The sequence below is a fragment of the Flavobacterium magnesitis genome (genome assembly GCF_041729735.1).
In the GTDB taxonomy this organism is placed as follows: domain Bacteria; phylum Bacteroidota; class Bacteroidia; order Flavobacteriales; family Flavobacteriaceae; genus Flavobacterium; species Flavobacterium magnesitis.
In genome coordinates this window covers 147,049-168,796 of sequence record NZ_JBCFQK010000001.1, presented here as the reverse complement: position 1 = coordinate 168,796, position 21,748 = coordinate 147,049, and the positions used below count along the sequence as shown (strand labels likewise).

19 protein-coding genes are annotated in these 21,748 nt (G+C 33.1%); 9 read left to right on the top strand and 10 right to left on the bottom strand.

The genetic code is table 11. The features are described 5' to 3' along the window. Positions 1 to 122 precede the first annotated feature (122 nt). The 5 genes from AAGV33_RS00795 to AAGV33_RS00775 form a co-directional block, all read right to left on the bottom strand. The gene (locus tag AAGV33_RS00795; RefSeq protein WP_373390000.1) at positions 123 to 2,258 is read right to left on the bottom strand and encodes a polyribonucleotide nucleotidyltransferase; all 2,136 of its coding nucleotides are present in this window, start codon (positions 2,256 to 2,258) and stop codon (positions 123 to 125) included. Between the two features lie 187 nt (positions 2,259 to 2,445). Further along, positions 2,446 to 2,715, bottom strand: coding sequence for a 30S ribosomal protein S15 (rpsO, locus tag AAGV33_RS00790; RefSeq protein ID WP_373389999.1), 270 nt, complete (start codon positions 2,713 to 2,715; stop codon positions 2,446 to 2,448). 119 nt (positions 2,716 to 2,834) lie between these two features. Further along, a complete protein-coding gene (locus AAGV33_RS00785) occupies positions 2,835 to 3,794 on the bottom strand; it encodes an energy transducer TonB (RefSeq protein ID WP_373389998.1) in 960 nt (319 codons plus the stop codon). A 63-nt stretch (positions 3,795 to 3,857) separates the two neighbouring features. Further along, positions 3,858 to 4,874: an energy transducer TonB gene (locus tag AAGV33_RS00780; RefSeq protein ID WP_373389997.1), complete on the bottom strand. Its 1,017-nt coding sequence runs from the start codon at positions 4,872 to 4,874 to the stop codon at positions 3,858 to 3,860. Positions 4,875 to 4,900: 26 nt separating this feature from the next. After that, complete coding sequence (locus AAGV33_RS00775) at positions 4,901 to 5,848, bottom strand: energy transducer TonB (protein WP_373389996.1); 948 nt, start codon at positions 5,846 to 5,848, stop codon at positions 4,901 to 4,903. 152 nt (positions 5,849 to 6,000) lie between these two features. On the opposite strand from AAGV33_RS00775, the gene xrtF reads away from it, so the two are divergent. From xrtF to AAGV33_RS00750, 5 genes are all read left to right on the top strand, one after another. Further along, entirely contained in the window at positions 6,001 to 6,537 is a 537-nt protein-coding gene (xrtF, locus tag AAGV33_RS00770) for an exosortase family protein XrtF (RefSeq protein WP_373389995.1), read from the top strand. After that, positions 6,527 to 6,970, top strand: coding sequence for an exosortase F system-associated membrane protein (locus AAGV33_RS00765; RefSeq protein ID WP_373389994.1), 444 nt, complete (start codon positions 6,527 to 6,529; stop codon positions 6,968 to 6,970). The genes xrtF and AAGV33_RS00765 overlap by 11 nt, the downstream gene beginning before the upstream one ends. Positions 6,971 to 7,028: 58 nt before the next feature. After that, positions 7,029 to 7,859: a restriction endonuclease gene (locus AAGV33_RS00760; protein WP_373389993.1), complete on the top strand. Its 831-nt coding sequence runs from the start codon at positions 7,029 to 7,031 to the stop codon at positions 7,857 to 7,859. Positions 7,860 to 7,875: 16 nt separating this feature from the next. Continuing rightward, a complete protein-coding gene (locus AAGV33_RS00755; RefSeq protein WP_373389992.1) occupies positions 7,876 to 9,231 on the top strand; it encodes an MBL fold metallo-hydrolase RNA specificity domain-containing protein in 1,356 nt (451 codons plus the stop codon). A 136-nt stretch (positions 9,232 to 9,367) separates the two neighbouring features. Further along, the gene (locus tag AAGV33_RS00750) at positions 9,368 to 10,051 is read left to right on the top strand and encodes a DedA family protein (protein ID WP_373389991.1); all 684 of its coding nucleotides are present in this window, start codon (positions 9,368 to 9,370) and stop codon (positions 10,049 to 10,051) included. Positions 10,052 to 10,332: 281 nt separating this feature from the next. Here AAGV33_RS00750 and AAGV33_RS00745 read toward each other — a convergent pair whose 3' ends face one another. The 4 genes from AAGV33_RS00745 to porV form a co-directional block, all read right to left on the bottom strand. Continuing rightward, complete coding sequence (locus AAGV33_RS00745; RefSeq protein ID WP_373389990.1) at positions 10,333 to 11,982, bottom strand: pyruvate dehydrogenase complex dihydrolipoamide acetyltransferase; 1,650 nt, start codon at positions 11,980 to 11,982, stop codon at positions 10,333 to 10,335. Positions 11,983 to 11,989: 7 nt separating this feature from the next. Then, on the bottom strand, positions 11,990 to 12,988 hold the full coding sequence (gene pdhA, locus AAGV33_RS00740) for a pyruvate dehydrogenase (acetyl-transferring) E1 component subunit alpha (RefSeq protein WP_373389989.1): 999 nt from the start codon (positions 12,986 to 12,988) through the stop codon (positions 11,990 to 11,992). A 145-nt stretch (positions 12,989 to 13,133) separates the two neighbouring features. Beyond that, a complete protein-coding gene (gene cdd / locus AAGV33_RS00735) occupies positions 13,134 to 13,616 on the bottom strand; it encodes a cytidine deaminase (RefSeq protein ID WP_373390216.1) in 483 nt (160 codons plus the stop codon). A 75-nt stretch (positions 13,617 to 13,691) separates the two neighbouring features. Next, positions 13,692 to 14,897, bottom strand: coding sequence for a type IX secretion system outer membrane channel protein PorV (porV, locus tag AAGV33_RS00730; protein ID WP_373389988.1), 1,206 nt, complete (start codon positions 14,895 to 14,897; stop codon positions 13,692 to 13,694). Positions 14,898 to 15,345: 448 nt separating this feature from the next. On the opposite strand from porV, the gene gldJ reads away from it, so the two are divergent. The 3 genes from gldJ (at position 15,346) to AAGV33_RS00715 (ending at position 20,030) form a co-directional block, all read left to right on the top strand. After that, entirely contained in the window at positions 15,346 to 17,016 is a 1,671-nt protein-coding gene (gldJ, locus tag AAGV33_RS00725; RefSeq protein WP_373389987.1) for a gliding motility lipoprotein GldJ, read from the top strand. 63 nt (positions 17,017 to 17,079) lie between these two features. After that, positions 17,080 to 18,366 (top strand): UDP-N-acetylmuramoyl-tripeptide--D-alanyl-D-alanine ligase, encoded by a 1,287-nt coding sequence (locus tag AAGV33_RS00720; RefSeq protein WP_373389986.1) that lies wholly within the window; start codon positions 17,080 to 17,082, stop codon positions 18,364 to 18,366. A 110-nt stretch (positions 18,367 to 18,476) separates the two neighbouring features. Then, the gene (locus tag AAGV33_RS00715) at positions 18,477 to 20,030 is read left to right on the top strand and encodes a glycerol-3-phosphate dehydrogenase/oxidase (protein WP_373389985.1); all 1,554 of its coding nucleotides are present in this window, start codon (positions 18,477 to 18,479) and stop codon (positions 20,028 to 20,030) included. Positions 20,031 to 20,102: 72 nt separating this feature from the next. Here AAGV33_RS00715 and AAGV33_RS00710 read toward each other — a convergent pair whose 3' ends face one another. After that, a complete protein-coding gene (locus AAGV33_RS00710; RefSeq protein WP_373389984.1) occupies positions 20,103 to 20,753 on the bottom strand; it encodes a DUF1349 domain-containing protein in 651 nt (216 codons plus the stop codon). A 162-nt stretch (positions 20,754 to 20,915) separates the two neighbouring features. Between AAGV33_RS00710 and AAGV33_RS00705 the strand changes: the two genes are divergently transcribed. Then, positions 20,916 to 21,683: a response regulator transcription factor gene (locus AAGV33_RS00705; protein ID WP_373389983.1), complete on the top strand. Its 768-nt coding sequence runs from the start codon at positions 20,916 to 20,918 to the stop codon at positions 21,681 to 21,683. Positions 21,684 to 21,748 lie beyond the last annotated feature (65 nt).

The following is a 21,748-nucleotide window of genomic DNA, read 5'->3' as shown; positions in this document are numbered from 1 at the left end:
TAAATTTCCTAAAAAAAAACAATCGTTCTGCTTCTAAAAAAAGTTATTGAAAAACAAAAATCCCGTTTCATTTATTTGAAACGGGATTTTTTATAATAAACCTTTAGTAAACTAAGATCTGATTACTCTTGTTTAGCCTCACGTGGAGGGCGTGCGATAAGTGCTTTTCTTGACACTTTCTCTTTTCTGGTTTTTGGATCAACTCCTAAGTATTTCACTTCAAATACATCACCCATATTCACTACATCGGTTACGTTTTCAGTACGTTCCCAAGCTAATTCAGATACGTGTAATAAAACTTCATTTCCTGGAGCAGCAGTATATTCTACTACAGCACCAAAATCTAACATTTTAATTACTTTCACTTCATAAGCTTCTCCCATTTGTGGTTTGAAAGTGATTGACTTAATTTTAGCCAATACTGCTTCAATTCCAGCAGGGTCAGTTCCTAAGATTTCGATAACTCCTTGTTCGTCTACTTCGTTGATTACGATAGTTGTTCCAGTAGCTTTTTGTAATTCTTGAATTACTTTTCCACCAGGTCCAATTAATGCTCCAATAAAAGCACCAGGAATAGTTCTAGTGATAATTTTAGGAGAGTGTGCTTTAACATCTGTATTAGGTTTGTCAAGCGTTTCTAATATTTTACCTAAGATATGTAAACGTCCGTCACGAGCTTGAGCCAAGGCTTGCTCCATGATTTCATATTTCAATCCGTCAATTTTGATGTCCATTTGACAAGCTGTAATTCCTTCAGAAGTTCCAGTTACTTTGAAATCCATATCTCCTAAGTGATCTTCGTCACCTAAAATATCAGATAAAACCGCAAAACGATCTCCGTCAGTAATCAATCCCATTGCAATTCCAGAAACAGGACGTATCATTTGGATACCCGCATCCATTAATGCTAATGTTCCAGCACAAACAGTAGCCATTGAAGATGAACCATTTGATTCTAATACTTCAGAAACAACTCTGATGGTATAAGGATTTTCAGCAGGAATCATGTTTTTCAATGCTCTTTGAGCCAAATTTCCGTGACCAACTTCTCTTCTTGAAGTTCCTCTTAACGGACGAGCTTCTCCTGTTGAAAATGGTGGGAAATTATAGTGTAAATAGAATTTTTCTTCTCCTTGTTCAGATGGTGAGTCAATTTGGTTAGCCTCTCTAGAAGTTCCTAAAGTTGCAGTTGCCAATGCTTGAGTTTCTCCACGTGTAAACAATGCTGAACCGTGAACAGATGGCAAATAATCTACTTCAGACCAGATAGGACGAATTTCAGTAGTTTTTCTTCCATCAAGACGTGTTCCTAAATCTAAAGTTACATTACGAACTGCTTCTTTATTGGTTTTGTAGAAATATTTAGAAACTAAATCTCCGTTTTCTGCCAATTCTTCTTCAGTAAATAATGCTTTTACTTCTTCTTTTACAGCGTCAAATGCAGCTGAACGTTCGTGTTTAGCCGAACCTTTGCTTGCAATAGCGTAAATTTTATCATAAGCTGCTGCTTTTACTTTAGCGTAAATAGCATCATCTGATTTTTCTTTTTCGTAAGTACGAACTTCTTTTTTTCCAAATGCTGCTGCCAATCTTTCTTGAGCATCGATTTGTACTTTAATATGTTCGTGAGCAAATTTAATGGCTTCCACCATTTCTGCTTCTGAAATTTCTTTCATTTCACCTTCTACCATTGCGATAGAATCTTTTGAAGCTCCAATCATCATATCAATGTCTGATAATTCTAATTGTGCACGAGATGGATTGATGATGAATTTACCGTCAATTCTACCTACTCTAGCTTCAGAAATTAAAGTTTCAAAAGGAATGTCAGACAAAGCAAGAGCTGCCGAAGCTGCTAAACCTGCTAGTGCATCTGGCATAACTTCGTCATCATGAGACATTAACTGAATCATAACCTGAACTTCTGCATGATAATCAGATGGGAAAAGTGGACGCAAAACACGGTCTACTAAACGCATTGTTAAAACTTCGCTGTCGCTTGGACGTGCTTCTCTTTTAAAGAAACCTCCTGGAAAACGACCTGCTGCAGCAAATTTTTCACGATAATCTACCGTTAAAGGTAAAAAGTCGATACCTGGACTTGCTTTTCTTGCGGAAACAACTGTACCTAAAATTACAGTTTTTCCAATTCTTACTACTACAGAACCATCAGCTTGTTTAGCTAAGCGTCCTGTCTCGATTGTGATGCTTCTGCCATCACCTAAATCGATACTTTCTACAAATAATTGTGGAATCATAAATTTAATTTATAAGTTAAACATGGAGTTTTAGTTGTGTTGTTGTTGCGTAGTTAATGCCTAAAACCCAATGAAAAACCAAACTTTTTTTTAATGTTGCTAATGAATAGCAGTGGTAGAATTTAAAATAAATTTTTAAACTCTAAAATAAAAAAAGAGGTACTTGCGCACCTCTTTCTTATATTGACTATTTTCTGATACCCAATACTTTGATAATTTCACGATATCTGTTGATTTCTTTCTTTTTCAAGTAATCAAGTAAAGATCTTCTTTTACCTACTAATTTCACAAGTGAACGCTCTGTGTTATAATCGTGACGATTTTTTTTTAAGTGTTCAGTCAAGTGGTTGATTCTGAATGAGAACAAAGCGATTTGCCCTTCTGCAGATCCTGTGTTTTCTGCTTTTCCTCCGTGTTGAGCGAAAATTTCCGCTTTTCCTTCTTTAGTTAAATACATGCTAATATTATTTAAATGATTTTTATGTATGTCAGACAGTTATTGTAAGACGGCAGCAAAAGTAATACATTATTTTGAATTGGCAATGAAAATCAGTGATTTTGAGTTTTTATAGAATGTTATCTGTTTTGATTCATGCTATTCCCATTGTTTACTGAAATTGGTAAAGAATACAATACTCTGGTAGGTACGCCTCTTTTTTTACCAGGAGTCCATTTACCATAACTTGATACTGTTTTAATAGCCTCCTCTTTTGTATTATAGCCTAGATCTTTTAACACTCTTATATCGGTAAGGCTTCCATCTTTGTCTACAACAAATGTTACATGTATTTTACCCTGTAATCCTGGTATTTGAGGCGCTTTGAAGTTTTGGGCAACATATTGGAAAAAATGAGTCATTCCTTTTATTGGAATTGGTTTTTCCATTATTTCTTTATAAGGATATTTATTATTGTCGTTATCGGTACTAATACCTGAAGTAATCTTTCCGTTTTTATAATTTTCTGTAAAAGTGTAGTTTTTCTTTATGTTTTTACCTTCCCAGATACCTTGTTTTTCTCCGTCTTTAATTTCTCCTTTTTCGTAGAATTCACCTTCGGATTCTTCTATTTGACCGTTCCCATCTAATACTGTTTGCTTTCCTTCTGGATTCCAGAATTGAAGTGTTTTAGTCTCGGAAGTTTTGTTTTTAGTATTCTGAATAATTTCTTTTTCTGATTTTTTTACGTTATTTTCATACCAGGAAAATTGTTTCCCACTTAACTTATTGTCTACATAGTTGGATTCTTGTTTTTTATTTCCATTTTCGTAATAATCAATGCGTAATCCTTCTAATTGTAGATTGTTTTTGTTTTTAGAAGTAGCATTCATGCGTATTTTTCCTGATTTATAATATTCAGAAACAGCATATAAGTTTTTCTTAGCGGTATAGTCTTCTACAACTCTTGTGTATTCATAATTTTTTTCATTTGTAATTTTATGAAGTGAATCTAAATAAAACACTTTGTTTTTGTTGTCTTGAGCAAACAAAACCATTGAGGCTAATAATAATGTTATGGTTAGTAAGTTGGTTTTCATTTTTTAATAATTATTGTTTTGAAAATAAAATATAATTTTAGGTTCTAAATCGTTTCGAAGGTTTTACCAATTAGGATTTGTATTTCTCAACATTTCTGATTCGAAAGTAGGTTCCTGATTAGGAGAGTATTTAGATGATCCAGAAGATGTTGTTATACTAATTGGTAGAGAATATAAAACTTTTGTATTAATTCCTCTCATTTTTCCAGGAGTCCACTTTTCGGCTTTTTTTAGTACACGTATTGCTTCCTGACCTGTGCCATGTCCAAGATCTCTTAGAATTTTAAAATTGCTAAGACTACCGTCTGTATCAACTATAAATGTGATATAAATTTTCCCTTGTAATCCTTGCACATTAGGAGTTCTGTAATTTCTTCCTACGAAACTATAGAAATCTCTCATTCCTTTTGTGTGGTTAGCTTTTTCCATAAGAACCTTATAGGGATATTTATTATTCTCTTTATCTGTGCTAATGCCTGAAATAAATTTTCCATCATTATAAATTTCTGAAAAGCTAAAATTCTCTTTAAGGTTTTTTCCCTCCCAAACACCTTCTCTTTTACCGAGTTTTATTGGGCCTTTTTCGTAAAGGTTTTCATCATTCTCCTCATATAGACCATTTCCATCAATAACAGTTTGCTGCTTTTCTTTATTCCAAAAATGTACTATTTTGATGATTGGGTTTTTATTTCCGGCATCCCAGGTGATCTCTTTTTCGGATTTCATTTCACCGTTATCGTACCATTCTAATTGTTTTCCATTTAAATTGTTGTCAATATAGTTCGATTCTTGTTTTTTGGTTCCGTTTTCGTAGTAATCAATTCGTGGTCCTTGAAAACTTGGTTTATCCGCTTTGCTAGAAATGGCTTTCATGCTAATTTTTCCAGAGCGGTAATATTCGGTGAAAATAAATAAGTTGGGCTGATTTTTATAGTTCTCCACAACTCGTATGAATTTATAATTTTCTTTGATGGTTGGTTTGTGTAATGAATCTAAATTATAGCGAGTTGGTTTTATAATTTGAGAATATAAACCGATTGAGGTTAAAAGTAGGATGGTGGTTAATAGATTCGTTTTCATTTTAGAAATGATGTTTTTTTATTTGATTATTGCGGTGACTGAAATTGTATTGGTTGGGTGTATTTAGATCTTACTTTCTGTCCTCTTTTTATTTCTGGAATCCAATTAGTATTTGATAAATAAGCTAATGCTAATTCGTCGGCTTTAGAATCAATACTTCTTATTATTTTAGGTTCGGTAACTTTTCCATCAATATCAACTATGAATTCGATAATAATTAAGTTGTTGGGTTTTTGAGGTGAAATATTAGCTTGCTTTATGCTTTTATGAAGGTTATTATAAAATTGAGTAAATCCACCTATGGGTTGTGATTTTGTAATTAAACTGGTGTAAGTGGTTTTTGTGTTGCTTTCGTCGGTAAGTGTACCTGAAATAAATTTACCGTTTTTAAATTCTTCGATAAATTTGTTTTCTGGTTTTATTTGCCAGCCTTCCCAAATTCCGTCTTTATAACCATTTTTTAACTTTCCAGTTGCGTAGAATTCTTTAGTGGTTTCTTCATGAGAACCATTTCCATCGATTATTGTTTGGAGATTGTCTTTGTTCCAATACTGAATAATTTTAGTTTTATTTTGAGATTCTTTTTCTTCAGGAGTGTATTCAATTTTACTTTTTTTATTGCCATTCTCATACCATTCAGTCTCTTTGCCAATTAGTTTTTTGTTTGAATATTGGCTTATTTTGTGTTTGTTGCCGTTTTCAAAATAGGTAATTATTTCTCCTTCTTTAGCAAAATTGTCTTTGTTTTTTGAATGTCCTTCTGTGCGGATAGTTCCAGATTTATAATATTCTTTAATTTCATAAAGATCTTGATTAGAATTGTAATCTTTGGTTATTCTGTAATAACTGTAGTTTTCAGATGTGCTTTCTTTCCATTTTGAATCAAAAAAAGTGATTTTGTCTTTTTTAGAAATTTGAGAAATGGCTATTTTTGGGAGAAATAATAATAGAATAAGGATGAGTTTTAATTTCATAATATAATTAATTGGTTAATAGGTTGGTTTTCATTTTTTGATATAATTTTTTCAAATATAACGAAATGTATTACAGTATTGTGTTACAGTTGTGAAATTTGTTTTGATGAAAATCATTGCTGAAATTTGTATAAATTTGAAAAAATCAAAATTTGAAAAAATACCTTATTCTATATCGCCCATTTTTGATTTTCCTGACTAAATTTTTCTTGACTTATTTGGTTTTAAGTCTAATTTATCAAGGTTATTTATCCCGCTTTGATAAACATGCTGTTGATGGGATTACTGAACTTGTGGCTACAAATACAGTCCAACTTGTTACTTTGTTTGAAGCTGATTTTTATATAAAGCAAATTTCAAATACTTCTTATATTATGTTTTATTACAATCAACAGGCTGTTGCCCGAATGATTGAAGGTTGTAATGCCATTAGCGTAATTATTTTGTTTGTTTCGTTTGTGGTTTCTTTTTCGGGTAAACTGAAAACAACTCTGTTTTTTATACTGGGCGGAAGTGTTTTTATTTATATTCTAAATGTAATTCGGATTGCTTTGTTGTGTTTGGCTTTGTATTGGTTTCCGGAACAACAATCGTTTTTGCATGAAATTGTTTTTCCGCTATTTATTTATGGAGTGGTTTTTATTTTATGGGTAGTTTGGGTTAATAAATTCTCATTGTATGCTAAATAAGATTTATACTCACGGCTTAAGATTGATACTTGGAGTTGGGCTGTTACTTTGTTTTGTATTGGTTCGTTTTTATGAACGCAGTTTGTTTTACGATCCTTTTTTGACTTATTTCAAAGGCAATTTCAACCAAATGCCATTACCAAATTTTGAAATTTTTCGGTTGTTTTTAAATTTGCTATTTCGATATGGATTGAATATGCTAATTTCTTTAGGGTTAATTCATTTGATTTTTAAAGATAGAATGATGATTCATTTTTCCTTTTTTTTATATCTCATTGCCTTCGTGGTTTTGATTATTTCCTTCTTTTTAGTAATCCATTTTTATGGTTCTCAGAATATTTTTTTACTGTTTTATATTCGAAGATTTTTAATTCAACCTCTTTTTGTTTTACTCTTTATTCCTGCATTTTACTTTCAAAAGCGAAATCCCTAATATTTTTTATGTAACTTTAAAGTAATCTATTTCAGTTATAATTAGTAATTTATACGATATGAAAGTTGTAAAGCATTCAGGAGAAATTGTACATTTTAATCCAGATAAACTCATCACATCTTTATTGAAATCAGGTGCTGATGCATTTACAGCAGATGCCATTCTTAAAGAAATTGTCCGTGATATACATGAGGGAATTTCGACTAAAAGTATCTACAAAAAAGCGTTTGCTTTATTAAAAAAGAATACTCATTCTCATGCTGCTCGTTATAATTTGAGAGCGGCTATTCAAATGTTAGGTCCTGAAGGTTTTTATTTCGAAAAGTACATTGCCCGGCTTTTTGAGGCTGAAAAATATGAAATAAAAACAAATACAGTTTTGCAAGGACATTGTGTAATGCACGAAGTAGATATTTTAATTAAGAAAAACAATGCAATTGCTATGGTGGAATGTAAATTTCATGGTGGGAGTGAAGCTGCTTCTGATGTAAAAGTTCCTTTGTATGTTTTTTCTAGATTCAATGATTTGCGAGTTAGTAGTTATTCGCTTTTTTCGAGCAAAGAAAAAATAACCAATTGCTGGATTGTTACCAATACCCGATTTACAGCAGATGCGATAGCTTTTGCAGAATGTTCGGGCATTAATTTATTAAGTTGGGATTATCCAGAAAAAGGAAGTTTAAAATCTCGTAATAATCAGGATTGTTTGTATCCAGTAACTTGTTTGACAACTTTGAGTAAGGCTGAAAAAGAAAAATTATTGTTGTTGGATATTATTTTAGTCAAAGAATTGGTCAATAATAAAGTAGATTTAAAAGAAATTGGAATAAGTTTTAATAGAATTAAAAATGTTTTAAAAGAAGTGGCGGAACTGTGTAAGTGTTATTAATTTAAAAGACGGTAGTATGAAAATTAGATTTATAGGAGCAGCAGGAACTGTAACAGGTTCTAAAACTTTAATTGAAAGTAATAGTATTCGTCTTTTAATAGATTGCGGATTGTTTCAAGGAATAAAACCTTTGCGGGAGCTCAATTGGGAACCATTACCAGTTTTAGCTTCTACCATAGATTTTGTATTGTTGACTCATGGGCATTTAGACCATTGCGGTTGGTTGCCAAGGCTCGTTAATCAAGGTTTTAAAGGGAAAATTTATTGCACGAGTCCTACTATGGAAATTACCAAATTAATTTTAGCAGATAGCGCTAAAATTCAAGAAGAAGATGCTAAAAAAGCCAATCAGGAAAATACTTCTAAACATGAAATTGCTGAACCTTTGTATACAGTAGAGCAGGCAAAAAAAGTGTTTCCGCTTTTAACGGTTGTTTCACCAGAAACTATAGTTGATTTGGATGACGGAATTGAAGCTGTGTTTGCTCCAGTGGGACATATTATAGGTGCTTGTAGTATCCGTTTGCAATTAGAAGGTAAAACCTTAGTTTTTTCGGGAGATTTAGGCCGAGATAATGATGTGTTATTGTATCCTCCAATAAAACCTAAAAAAGCTGATTTGGTTTTTCTCGAAAGTACTTATGGCGACCGCTTGCATGCGGATACAGATCCTAAATTAGAATTAGAAAACTATATTAATACAGCATTTAAAAAAGGGGGGACGGTCATTATTCCTAGTTTTGCTGTAGAGCGAGCTCAGAGTATTATGTTTATTTTATGGGAGTTGAAAAAAGAAGGCCGAATTCCTAATATTCCGTACATCGTAGATTCGCCAATGGGTGTTGGGGCTTTTCATGTTTTCTTTAATAATCCAAAATGGCATAAATTAAGTTTAGCCGATTGTCAGGCAATGAGTAAAATGTTTGTTATTAATTCTGATTACGAAGAAACTTTAGCTGCAATAAATAATAAAGGAGCTAAGGTAGTTATTGCAGCAAGTGGAATGATTACTGGCGGACGTGTTTTGAGTTATTTAGAAAATTACATAGGAATTCCCGAAACCACAATTATTATAGTAGGATATCAGGCAGAGGGAACGCGAGGGCGAAAATTAATTGAAGGTGCTAAGTCTATTAAAATATTTGGTAATTATTATAAAGTTCGAGCAAAAACAGTTGAAATAAATAGTCTTTCGGCTCATGGCGATCAAGCTGATTTGTTGGCTTGGTTATCCGAATTAGAAAACAAACCACACAGAGTTTTTTTAGTTCACGGAGAACATCCAGCTGCAGATGAATTACGCATCAAAATCCGAGAAATGTATAAGATTAATTGCTCTATTCCGTTGATGGGACAGGAATTTGATTTTTAGAAGAATGCGAATTTCTTTTTTCTGAAAAAAAAGAGAACTTTTATCGTTAATTAAAATTTAAAAGAAATGAATAAATTGTAGTTCATATAAATTATTCTTACTTTCACGCTCGAAAATATTTAATAAATAGGTAAGAATGAATAGCTTTGATTGGAAGAATTTAATTGACCCTCTTTTTTATATTCATTTTGATGTAAATGGAATAAAGTTAGGGATTTATATAGTGTTGTTTATTGTTTTTGCCGAGACAGGATTGTTTGCAGGTTTCTTTTTACCGGGTGATAGTTTGCTTTTTCTTGCAGGAATTTACAATAGAGAATTGATAGAAAACATACTATTTATTGAGAATGGTTTTGTAAACGTAACTTTATTGTCAACCATGGTGGCTGTGGCTGGAATCCTTGGTAATATTGTTGGTTATTGGTTTGGTTCAAAAAGCGGATATTATTTGTATAACAAAGAAGATAGCTTTTGGTTTAAGAAAAAATATTTGGTTCAATCTAAGGATTTCTTCGAAAGACATGGTGGAAGAGCAATAATTTTTGCACGTTTCTTACCAATTTTCAGAACTTTTGCCCCTATTGTAGCAGGAATTGTTTCGATGGAAAGAAAAAAGTTTATGTTTTATAATATTATAAGTTCTTTTATCTGGTCTTTCACATTAATCTTTGCAGGGCATTATCTATATGGTTTCTTGCTTAATAATTACCAAATTGATTTAAAAGAGCATATTGAAGTGATTGTTATTATATTAGTTTTACTAACGTTGTCTCCAGTAATTTTTAAATTGGCTAAAAAATCAACGACACCTAAAGAGTAGTTTTTTTAAGGGAAATTTTGATAGTTGATAGAATTATCTAAGTATATATTATTTATTAAAAAAGTTTATTGAAACAGATTTCAATAAACTTTTTTTTGATTTAAGCTTTCTTTATCTGCCAATTAGAATTATTACAGTAGGTATTAAAAAAATCTTGAGGATTAAGCATTTAAAAAAGAGTCTAGTTAGTTGAAATTTCGTAAAAAAAGGTTTAAATTATTACCATAAAAAAAGCCGTTTTGAGATTTTCAAAACGGCTTTTAGGTAATATGAATTAAAAATTAAGCTAACATAGTAACTGGATTTTCAATAAATTGTTTTAATGTTTGTAAGAACTGTGCTCCAGTTGCTCCATCGATAGTACGGTGATCACAAGCAAGAGATAACATCATAGTGTTTCCAACTACAATTTGTCCGTTTTTAACCACTGGTTTCTCAACGATTGCTCCTACTGAAAGGATGGCTGAGTTTGGTTGGTTGATAATCGAATTGAATTCAGTAATACCAAACATTCCAAGGTTAGAAACAGTAAAAGTACTTCCTTCCATTTCTGCAGGTCCTAACTTTTTGTTTTTAGCTCTTCCCGCAAGATCTCTTACGCTGGCACCAATTTGAGATAAACTCATGGCGTCAGTGAATTTCAATACAGGAACTACTAAACCGTCTTCAACAGCTACAGCAACTCCAATATTCACGTGGTGGTTGATGATGATGGCATCTTCTTTCCATTGTGAATTTATTTTCGGGTGTTTTTTCAATGCTAATGCACAGGCTTTAATTACCATATCGTTAAAAGATACTTTTGTATCTGGAACGGTATTGATGGTAGCTCTGGATTTCATTGCGTCATCCATAGCTACTTCAATTACTAAGTTGTAATGAGGTGCAGTGAATAAAGATTCAGCCAAACGTTTCGCAATGATTTTACGCATTTGCGAATTTTTAATTTCTTCAGTAAATACTTCTCCAGCAGGAACAAATACTTTTGGTGCAGCAGTTTCCTGCTTAGCATCAGATTTTGCTTCAGTTTGTTTTGGAGCAGCAGGAGTGAAGTTTTCGATGTCGCTTTTTACGATACGTCCGTTTTCTCCAGAACCTTTTACTTGTGTTAATTGAATTCCTTTGTCACTAGCAATTTTTTTAGCTAATGGCGAAGCCAGGATTCTTTTTCCGTCAGTAGCTTCTTCTTGAGCAACTGGAGCAGAAGCTTCAGCTGCTGGCGCAGATTTAGTTTCTTCAGCTGCAGGAGCGGCCTGAGTAGATCCTCCAGCAACGTAGTTATCAGCAATTCCGCTGATATCAGTTCCTGCAGGTCCAATGATAGCTAAAAGGCTATCAACAGGAGCTGTGTTTCCTTCTTCGATTCCTATGTATAATAATGTTCCTTCGTTGAAAGATTCAAATTCCATAGTTGCTTTATCTGTTTCGATTTCAGCAAGAATGTCACCTTCTGCAACACTATCACCTACTTTTTTCAACCAGGTAGCTACTGTTCCTTCGGTCATTGTATCACTCAAACGAGGCATTGTTACAACAATAACTCCTTCTGGTAATGAAGCTGCTGATTTAGCTTCGGCTGCAGGAGCAGGAGTTTCTTTTTCTTCTTTTTTAGTTTCAGTTTCAGCAGGAGCTTCCTTTTTAGATTCAGCTTCTGGTGCGTCACCTCCAGCTAATAAAGCCGAAATGTCTTCACCTTCGTCTCCAATTATCGCTAATAATGCATCAACTGGTGCTGTTTCTCCTTCTGGAATTCCAATATGTAAAAGTGTTCCTTCGTTGAAAGATTCGAATTCCATCGTTGCTTTGTCAGTTTCAATTTCAGCAAGGATGTCTCCTTCGCTAATTTTGTCTCCTACTTTTTTAAGCCAAGTTGCTACCGTTCCTTCCGTCATAGTATCACTTAAACGAGGCATTGTTACTTTTATCGCCATAATATTTTTATAGTTTATGAGGTGTAAATGGATAATCTTCTTGTGCGTATACTACATCGTATAATTGTTCTAATTCTGGATATGGAGATGATTCAGCAAAATCTACACATTCTTGAACTAAATCTTTTACTCTTTGTTCGATAGCTTCAATTTCAGCCTCTGTAGCGTATTTTTTATCTTTAATAATATCCAAAACCTGAGTAATTGGATCTATTTTTCTGTATTCTTCCACTTCTTCTTTAGAACGGTACAACTGCGCATCAGACATAGAGTGTCCTCTGTAACGGTATGTTTTCATTTCTAAGAAAGTAGGTCCGTCTCCACGACGAGCTCTATCGATAGCTTCAGTCATTGCTTCAGCCACTTTTACTGGATTCATTCCGTCAACTGGTCCACAAGGCATTTCGTACCCTAAACCTAATTTCCAGATATCAGTATGGTTTGCTGTTCTTTCTACTGAAGTTCCCATAGCGTACCCATTGTTTTCAACAATAAAAACTACTGGAAGTTTCCATAACATAGCCATGTTGAAAGCTTCGTGTAAAGAACCTTGACGAGCAGCACCATCACCAAAATAGGTCATTGTAACTCCTCCAGTGTTGAAATATTTGTCTCCAAAAGCTAAGCCAGCACCAACTGGAATTTGACCTCCAACAATACCGTGACCACCATAAAAACGGTGCTCTTTTGAGAAAATGTGCATAGAACCACCCATTCCTTTAGAAGTTCCTGTAACTTTTCCAAGTAACTCAGCCATTACGCGTCTAGGGTCAACACCCATACCAATTGGCTGAACGTGGTTTCTATAAGCAGTAATCATTTTGTCTTTGGTTAAGTCCATTGCGTGCAGGGCACCAGCAAGTACAGCTTCTTGACCATTGTATAAATGTAGAAAACCTCTAACTTTTTGTTGTATGTATAATGCAGCTAGTTTGTCCTCAAATTTTCTCCAAAGCAGCATGTCTTCATACCACTTTAAATATACTTCTTTTGTAACTTCTTTCATTTCAAGTGTTCTTTTACTAAAGTTTTTATTGTGTTGTCAATTAGTACTTTTTCGCAAAATTTATTTAATATGGTCAAATTTGCGAAATGCAAAAATAGAACATTCCATCTAAGAACTAAAATTATAAAGCTAATTTTTAGTTTTATTAGAGCAGTTTTTTGTTAAATATTAAAGGGAGCAGGTTTTTTAAAGATTCTGATTTGTATATTTTGCCCTTTTCGCCCATAAAATAAATTTCAATTGGAGTTTCTTGCTTGATTTCATATTCGGCAATAGATTGTCTGCAAGAGCCGCAGGGAGGAATAGGCGATGGGATTCCTGTTGCTTCTGGCGCAGCGGTAATTACTATTTTTAGAATTTTTGCTTCTGGAAAATTGGATGCCGCTTGGTATAATGCTACTCTTTCAGCACAAAGTCCTGATGGATAGGCTGCGTTTTCCTGGTTTGTTCCTAAAATGATTTCGCCGTTATCTAAAGCAAGAGCTACGCCAACTCTGAATTTGGAATAAGGAGCATAAGCGTTTTTTTGTGCTCGAATGGCACTTTCGAAAAGGTTTTGAATTTCATTTGGCAATTCTTCGATACTGTTATAGGCGGTGAATTTGCTTGAAATAATGATTTCTTCCATTTTATTTTTGAGTAAAAAAAATCCAAATTTCATAGAGTAGAAATTTGGATTTTGTATTGTCTTTTATGTCTAAAATTAATATTCTTCGTACTTGTCTCCAAAGTTAAATGTCAATGAAAAACGAAGTGTATTTTCTAAAGGATTTGGAATTTTCGAAGCAGAAAATAAATAAGAAACATCTATTTTTACTGTTGTGTATTTAAAACCAGCTCCTAAAGTAAAATATCTTAATCCACTTTTACTAATGTTTTCGTGATGGTATCCTAAGCGCATTGCAAAAGCATCTTGATAGGAATATTCGGCCCCAGCAGAATAGATGACTTCCTTAAGTTCTTCGCTAAAACCATCTGGAGCGTCTCCAAAGGATTTGAAAACTCCCGAAACCCAACTGGTTCTTCGGTAATCATCATTGGCAAGATCAAAATCGTCGCTGTCAACAACTCCGTCTCCATTCATGTCAGATCCATCATAAGTACCAGTGCTATTATTGTAACCTACTTTTGGTGTAGGTACAAGAAGTTTACTGAGTTCTACAGTTAGACCTAATTTATTGTAATCGTCTAATATGAAATCAAATCCGGTTCCTAGTTTTAAATTGGCAGGTAGGAAGTTTGTACTTAAATCATCATTGTCATAACTTATTTTAGGACCTAAGTTTTGAATATTAAAACCAGCTCTCCATCTTCCGTTGAATCGATTGTAGGCGATTTCTTCAGATTGATAAAATCCTGCTATGTCTATTGCGAAAGAGTTAGCTGATGTAGCATCTTCAGTGCCAACAGCTATTTTTAAGTTAGAATGAATGTATCTACCGCCAACAGCCATAGAGAATCTTTCACTTAATTTTAGGGAGTACGAACCGTCAATAGCAAATTCGTTAGGAGAAACGGTTGCGAATGCTTCGTCTGCTTGTCCGGTTTGACGTAATTCAATATCTCCGAAACCAAAATAACGAAGACTTCCGGCAAAAGCACTTCGGTCAGAAATTTTATTGTAATAAGTAAATTGTCCTAATGAAATATCGTTAGCAAGACCTGTTAGATAGGGAGTGTAACTTACACTAACTCCTTGTTTGTCTATAGCGAAAGCATATTTAGCAGGGTTCCATTGCTGAGAAAAAGCATCTGCTGATGTAGCAACTCCCATATCTCCCATACCTGCAGCTCTTGCGTCTGCGGTAACGTTCAGGAAAGGAACTGCTGTTGTGATCACTCTTTCTTGTTGAGCTTGAATCAGCGAAATTGAAAACAAAGAAATGGTTAAAAGTATTGTTTTTTTCATTGATGAATAGAAAATTGGTTGAACAAATATAGTGTTTTATTAAAAAGTTGCAAGTTTTTCTGTTTTTTTACTTTTTTGTGGCAAACACATTGTTTTTGGATTCGTTTCTAAAGACTTGGTTTTGGTTAATAATTAATTATAACTACTATTTTTAATTAATATTGTGTTAAAAACATTTTGGTTTTTTTCTTGAAGGTGTTTTTTACAAATCGATTTTTTGTAATAAAAAACAAATAAATATCTAGCTAGAATGACTGATTAAGTGGTTGTTTATGCTAAATAAACCAAAAGAATAAAAAAAAAGCATTAAGTATATAAATAAATAATAAATAGTATAAATTTGCGTTAAATTTGAACAAACAGATAGTATATAATTATTTAAATTGATATTGCAGGTTAATCGTTAATTATTATATTGCAAAGCATAAATATTACCTTAGTAAAGAGTATGAAAGTAAATAAAATTACAGTTTTTCGATTGGTGTTGTCAGTGATTGTGACTTTAGGTTTTGCTAGTTGTAGTAAAAAATCTAGTTCTAAGGGCGCTTCGAGAGCAACAGGTTGGAATGTAGATAGTAAGAAAGTACAAGCTGCTAAAAAACAAGAAGCAGGTCCAGGTTTAGTTTTTGTTGAAGGAGGTACATTTACAATGGGGAAAGTTCAGGATGATGTAATGCATGATTGGAATAATACGCCAACTCAGCAACACGTTCAGTCTTTTTACATGGATGAAACTGAGGTGACTAATTTCATGTATTTAGAATATCTGGATTGGGTAAAATTAGTTTTTCCACTAGAAGAATATAAAGGTGTTTATGATGGTGTAGTTCCTGATACTTTAGTTTGGAGAAACCGATTAGGATACAACGAAACCATGACTAATAATTATTTAAGACATCCTGCTTATGCAAATTATCCTGTGGTTGGAGTAAATTGGATTCAAGCTGTAGATTTTGCTAAATGGAGAACTGATCGTGTAAATGAAGCTGTTTTAGAAAAAAATGGTTACTTGAAAAAAGGAGCAAAAACGGATGATGTAAATGCCGATAATGCGTTCAATACCGAAGCTTACTTGATGTCGCCATCTACTGCTCGTGGTGGAAGTGAAGAGATCGTATTACAGAAATCAAATGGGAGAGCTGTAAAATCTAAAGATGGAAGTACATCTGAAGCAAAAGGTGTATATGCGCAACGTTCTTCTGGTGTTATTATGCCAGAATACAGGTTGCCAACAGAAGCTGAGTGGGAATATGCTGCTGCTGCTGATGTAGGTCAAAGAGAATACAATACTTATAAAGGTCAAAAGAAATATCCTTGGTCAGGTGGTTATACTCGTTCAGGAAAAAGACAGTCAAGAGGAGATCAATTAGCCAATTTTAAACAAGGAAATGGAGATTATGGTGGAATTGCAGGATGGTCAGATGATGGTGCTGATATCACTAATGCTGTAAAATCGTATGCACCAAATGATTTTGGATTGTATGATATGGCAGGAAACGTTGCCGAATGGGTTGCGGATGTTTACAGACCTATTGTTGATAATGAAGCAAATGATTTCAACTATTTCAGAGGAAATTTATATACCAAAAATAAAATTGGTGCCGATGGAAAAATGGAAATCGTTACTAAAGAGAATATGAAATATGATACTCTAAGCAATGGTAAAATAATTGCTAGAAATTTCCCGGGTCAAATAGCTCAGGTTCCTGTTGATGAAAAAGAAACGTATTTGAGACAAAATTTTGATAAAAGTGATAATATCAACTACAGAGACGGTGACAAGCAATCTTCCAGATATTATAATTTTGGTTCATCAGAATCAGATGATGAAAAACAAAACGAAATTGAAAAAATGTACAACTCGCCTAAGCATAATGTAACCACAGATAGTTTAGGTCAAATGGTGAGAAAATACGATAGATCAAGTAAAAGGACTACTTTAATTGATGATAAAATTAGAGTTTACAAAGGTGGTTCTTGGAGAGACAGAGCCTATTGGTTAGATCCGGCTCAAAGAAGGTATTTTCCTCAGGATATGGCAACGGATTATATTGGATTCAGATGCGCAATGTCCAGAGTTGGTCCTAAAGCAGATAAAAAGAAAACACCAAGAAATTAATTTCTAAAACATAATAGATAAAAGCCCTTTGATTAGGGCTTTTATTTTTTTAACTCATTTTTTATGGATATCAGTTGCATTCATAGTTTATTTTTAAAATCTTCAGGAGTTTCGATAGATACTAGAAAAATTCAAGAAAAATCAATTTTTGTAGCCATAAAAGGCGAACGATTTGATGCGAATACTTTTGCTAGCGAAGCATTGGATAAAGGTGCTTCTTATGTTATTATAGATAATGAATCCTATTACATTGATGAGCGAACTATTCTGGTAGAAGATAGTTTAGTTGCTTTGCAGGAATTGGCTAAATATCATAGAAATTATTTAAAGTTGCCTATAGTTGCACTTACAGGAAGTAATGGAAAAACAACTACCAAAGAATTAATTAATGTGGTTTTAGCTCAGAAGTTCAAAACCAAAGCTACTGTTGGGAATTTGAATAATCATATTGGAGTTCCGTTGACATTGTTGTCTTTTGATGAAAATACCGAAATAGGAATTGTTGAAATGGGAGCTAATCATAAAAAAGAAATTGAATTTCTTTGCGAAATTGCTCAGCCAGATTATGGTTATATAACTAATTTTGGTAAAGCACATCTGGAAGGTTTTGGAGGTGTAGAAGGCGTGATTGAAGGAAAGAGCGAAATGTATCAGTATATTTTAAAACAAGATAAATTAGCTTTTATTAATCTTGAAGACCCGATTCAGGTTGAAAAATCAAAAGTTTTAAAACATTATTCTTTTGGTATAAATAGGGAAAATGCTGATGTCAAAATTTCTGAAATTAAGGCAAATCCTTTTGTTGAAGTTGGTTTTGATTCGCTTCAAATTAAAACGTATTTAATAGGTTTGTACAATGCAAATAATGTAAATGCAGCATTGACAATAGGGAAATTCTTTGAAGTTGATGATGTAGCTATCAAAGAAGCCCTGGAAAGTTATGTTCCGGAGAATAACAGATCACAGTTGTTAGTTAGGGCTGGAAATGAAATAATATTAGATGCTTATAATGCTAATCCAAGTAGCATGGCGGTTGCAATTGCTAATTTTTTACAGCTTGAAAAACCGAATAAAATAATGGTTTTAGGGGATATGTTTGAGTTAGGAGATGAAAGTTATAAGGAACATTATTCTTTGGTTGATTCGTTAAAAAATGAAACTGATGTTCAATGTTTTTTTGTTGGTAAAGCTTTTTTTGATTGCCAAATGGTAAAAGATAATTTCCGTTTTTATGATAGTTTCGAATCTTTTTCAGCAGGTTTAAAAGAAGTGAATTTCGAAAAGAATACTATACTAATAAAAGGTTCGCGTGGTATGGCTTTAGAGCGAACGTTGGATTATATAAAATAGGATTAGTTTTTTTGAAAGTTTAAAAAGAATAATAAGCTAATTCCGTTATAAAAGTTAACTTTAGCCTTGTAGTTGTAATATACAACTGTGAGTCTAAAGTTATTTTTTTGATGAATAGAGAAGAAAAATTAAAACAACTTCGTGAGAATAACGAATTTGATTTTGTAATAATTGGCGGAGGTGCAACTGGCTTGGGTTGTGCTGTTGATGCTGCAAGTAGGGGATATAAAACCCTGCTTTTAGAAAAACATGATTTTGCTAAAGGAACTTCCAGCAGATCAACAAAATTAGTTCATGGTGGTGTTCGTTATCTTGCTCAGAGAAATATTCATTTGGTTCGCGAAGCTTTGCTGGAACGTGGTCGAATGTTGAGAAATGCACCACATGTTTGTCATACTTTAGGTTTTGTAGTTCCTGTATATAATTGGTGGGATAAATACTATTACGGTTTTGGTTTGTGGATTTACGAATTTTTATCGGCTAAATTTAGTTTAGGGAAGACCAAAATGCTTTCTAAAACAGAGACTTTAAATTATTTGCCTGATTTGGATTCGACGCATTTAAAAGGAGGAATTTTGTATTATGATGGACAATTTGACGATAGTCGTTTGGCTATTAATTTAGCACAAACAGCATCTGAACATGGAGCTGTAGTATTGAATTATTGTTCCGTTACTGATTTTATAAAAAGCGAGGATAAGATAATTGGTTTAAAAGCAAAAGACGAATTATCGAATGAAGAATTTATTGTAAAATCCAAAGTGGTGATTAATGCAACAGGGGTTTTTGCAGATAAAATTTTGCAAAAATCCGAAGGCCATTCCGAAGAGACTATTTCACCTTCGCAAGGAATTCATTTGGTATTGAACCAATCTTTTTTTCAAGGTTCAAAAGCAATGTTGATTCCAAAAACCGCTGACGGAAGAGTTTTGTTTTTGATTCCCTGGTATGATAAATTGGTGTTGGGAACTACTGATACTCCTGTGAAAGAGGTGAGTTTAGAACCGAAACCTTTAGACGAGGAGATTCGGTTTATTGTGGATCATTTTAACAAATATGTAAATCAAAAAATAAATTATAGTGATATAAATAGTGTTTTTGTGGGTTTACGTCCTTTAGTAAAGGAAGGAGCTGTAAAAAACACCGCTATTTTATCGAGAGAACACCTTATTCAGGTACTTCCGTCGGGTTTGGTCAATATAACAGGAGGGAAGTGGACTACGTATCGAAAAATGGCTGAACAAACTATTAATAAGGCAATACAAGTTTCGAATTTAGATTCTGTTCGTTGTAAAACCAGACGTTTGCAAATACATGGTTTTACCAGGCAGCAATCCAATTCTCATTTGGCGGTTTATGGATCAGATGCGGTTTTGATACAACAAATGATAGCGAAGGATAGTTCTTTATCTGAAAAAATTCACGCTGATTATCCTTACACAAAAGCAGAAGTAGTCTGGGCGGTTCAAAACGAAATGGCACTAACGGTTGAAGATGTTTTAACAAGAAGAATCAGATTGCTCTTTCTGGATGCGAAAGCAGCGATAGAATCGGCACTAATTGTTGCTAATATAATGGCTTCTTTATTAGATAAAAATTCGGATTGGGAACAAGAGCAAATTATTACTTTTCAAAAATTAGCTCAGGGGTATTTGGTAAAATAAAGCATAAAAGGCTGTGTGAAAAGTGATTTTCTGACAGCCTCTTTTATACTAGGTTTAATTGATTAAAGTTTATTATTGATTGTTTTTAAGCCATTCTAAACGTCTTTGATCTGGTAGATGTGTGATTTTAAAGTCTTCAAAAGTAGCAGTAAAGCCTTTTCCGTCCGGACTTGCAGCCATCATACCTACTTGCACAGTTTTAAATTCTGGAAAAAACACTGTATTAGTCATGGTATAATTAACTCCGTCTATAGAATAAAAAATTTCCAAAGCATCAAGCCTACGTACAGCTTTCATCCAGACATTTTTTGGTCTTTCTTTTAAACCCAGCACACTCCATGAACTTTTATCAATTGTGTGTACAGTGCTAATATTATAAATTCCTTCTACATATTCAATACCAGTTTTTACGTAATTGTTTTCATCAATTCTAAGCATCAGACATACTTGGTCGAATCTGGTTTTGTATACTCCGCTCATTTTTACCGTAACTTCAAATTCTCCACTCCTTTCAGTGTAAAGAAAAGGTCCATCGTGTACAGTAAATCCGTAATGACTTTTATTCCAGTAATCAGATTGGGCTGTAACCTGCATAATAAGTTTGTTGTCTTTTATTTCCCATTCATTTGGTTCGTTAAGCCAGTTCATGGCATCCAATTTTTGAGCATTTCCTTTTGCAGACATAATATATACAAAGATTAAAATTAAGTGAATTCTCTTCATGTTTTCTTAAATTTGATTTTATTAATAATTCACAAAGTAGGGAATTTTATTTTTTTTTGGCAATAGTCATATATAACCACATTTAAGTATATAACTTTATACTGTATTAAGTAATGTATATTGTATATTTCAATATTGAATGAACACACAAGAATAACTGTTATGAACCCTATTTCAAACTTAGAAAATCATTTTTCTTTTGAATCTGTTGATAATCTGGAAAAGCGTAAGGAGGCATTGAATGATGCTATTGATACTGTGCAGGCTTACGTAAAGTTAGACCATTCAGTAGCAGTATTGTCTGATTTAGCAGATAATAAAAGTTACATTTTTGCGGATAATTTTGGGAGTTTTTTCGAAATGAATATTTCGGGCTACGTTATAATTGATTCTATATGGGAAGAAGATATTTATCAGCGTATTCATCCAGACGATCTTTTTCAAAGGCATCTTTTAGAATTAGAGTTTTTTAATTTTTTAAAAAATCTACCGCCTGAAGAAAGATTGAATTATAATACAAAATGCAATATTAGGGCTAGAAATAGTAGAAAGGAATATCAGTATGTTTCGCACCGTAGTTTTTATTTGAAAAACAGTTCCGAAGGAGGCTTATGGCTGGCTGTTTGTGTTTATAATTACTTATTTGAAAAATTAGGAACTTCTAACGGTATTGATGGTAAAATTGTAAATACTAAAACAGGAGAAAGTTTTTATGTTAGTACATATATAAACTGTATCAATTTGTTAACTTCCCGTGAAAAAGAAATTCTCGTATTAATCAGTCAAGGTATTATAAGTAAAGAAATAGCTGCTAAACTAAATATAAGTATTAATACTGTTAATAGGCACAGGCAGAATATTCGGGAAAAGCTCAATGTTACTAATTCTATTGAGGCAGTTCGTACGGCAGAAGCTTTACATTTGTTATAATAAAAAAACTCCTTAAATTGCTTAAGGAGTTTCTTCTTGGTGGGCGATACGACACTATTTACGAA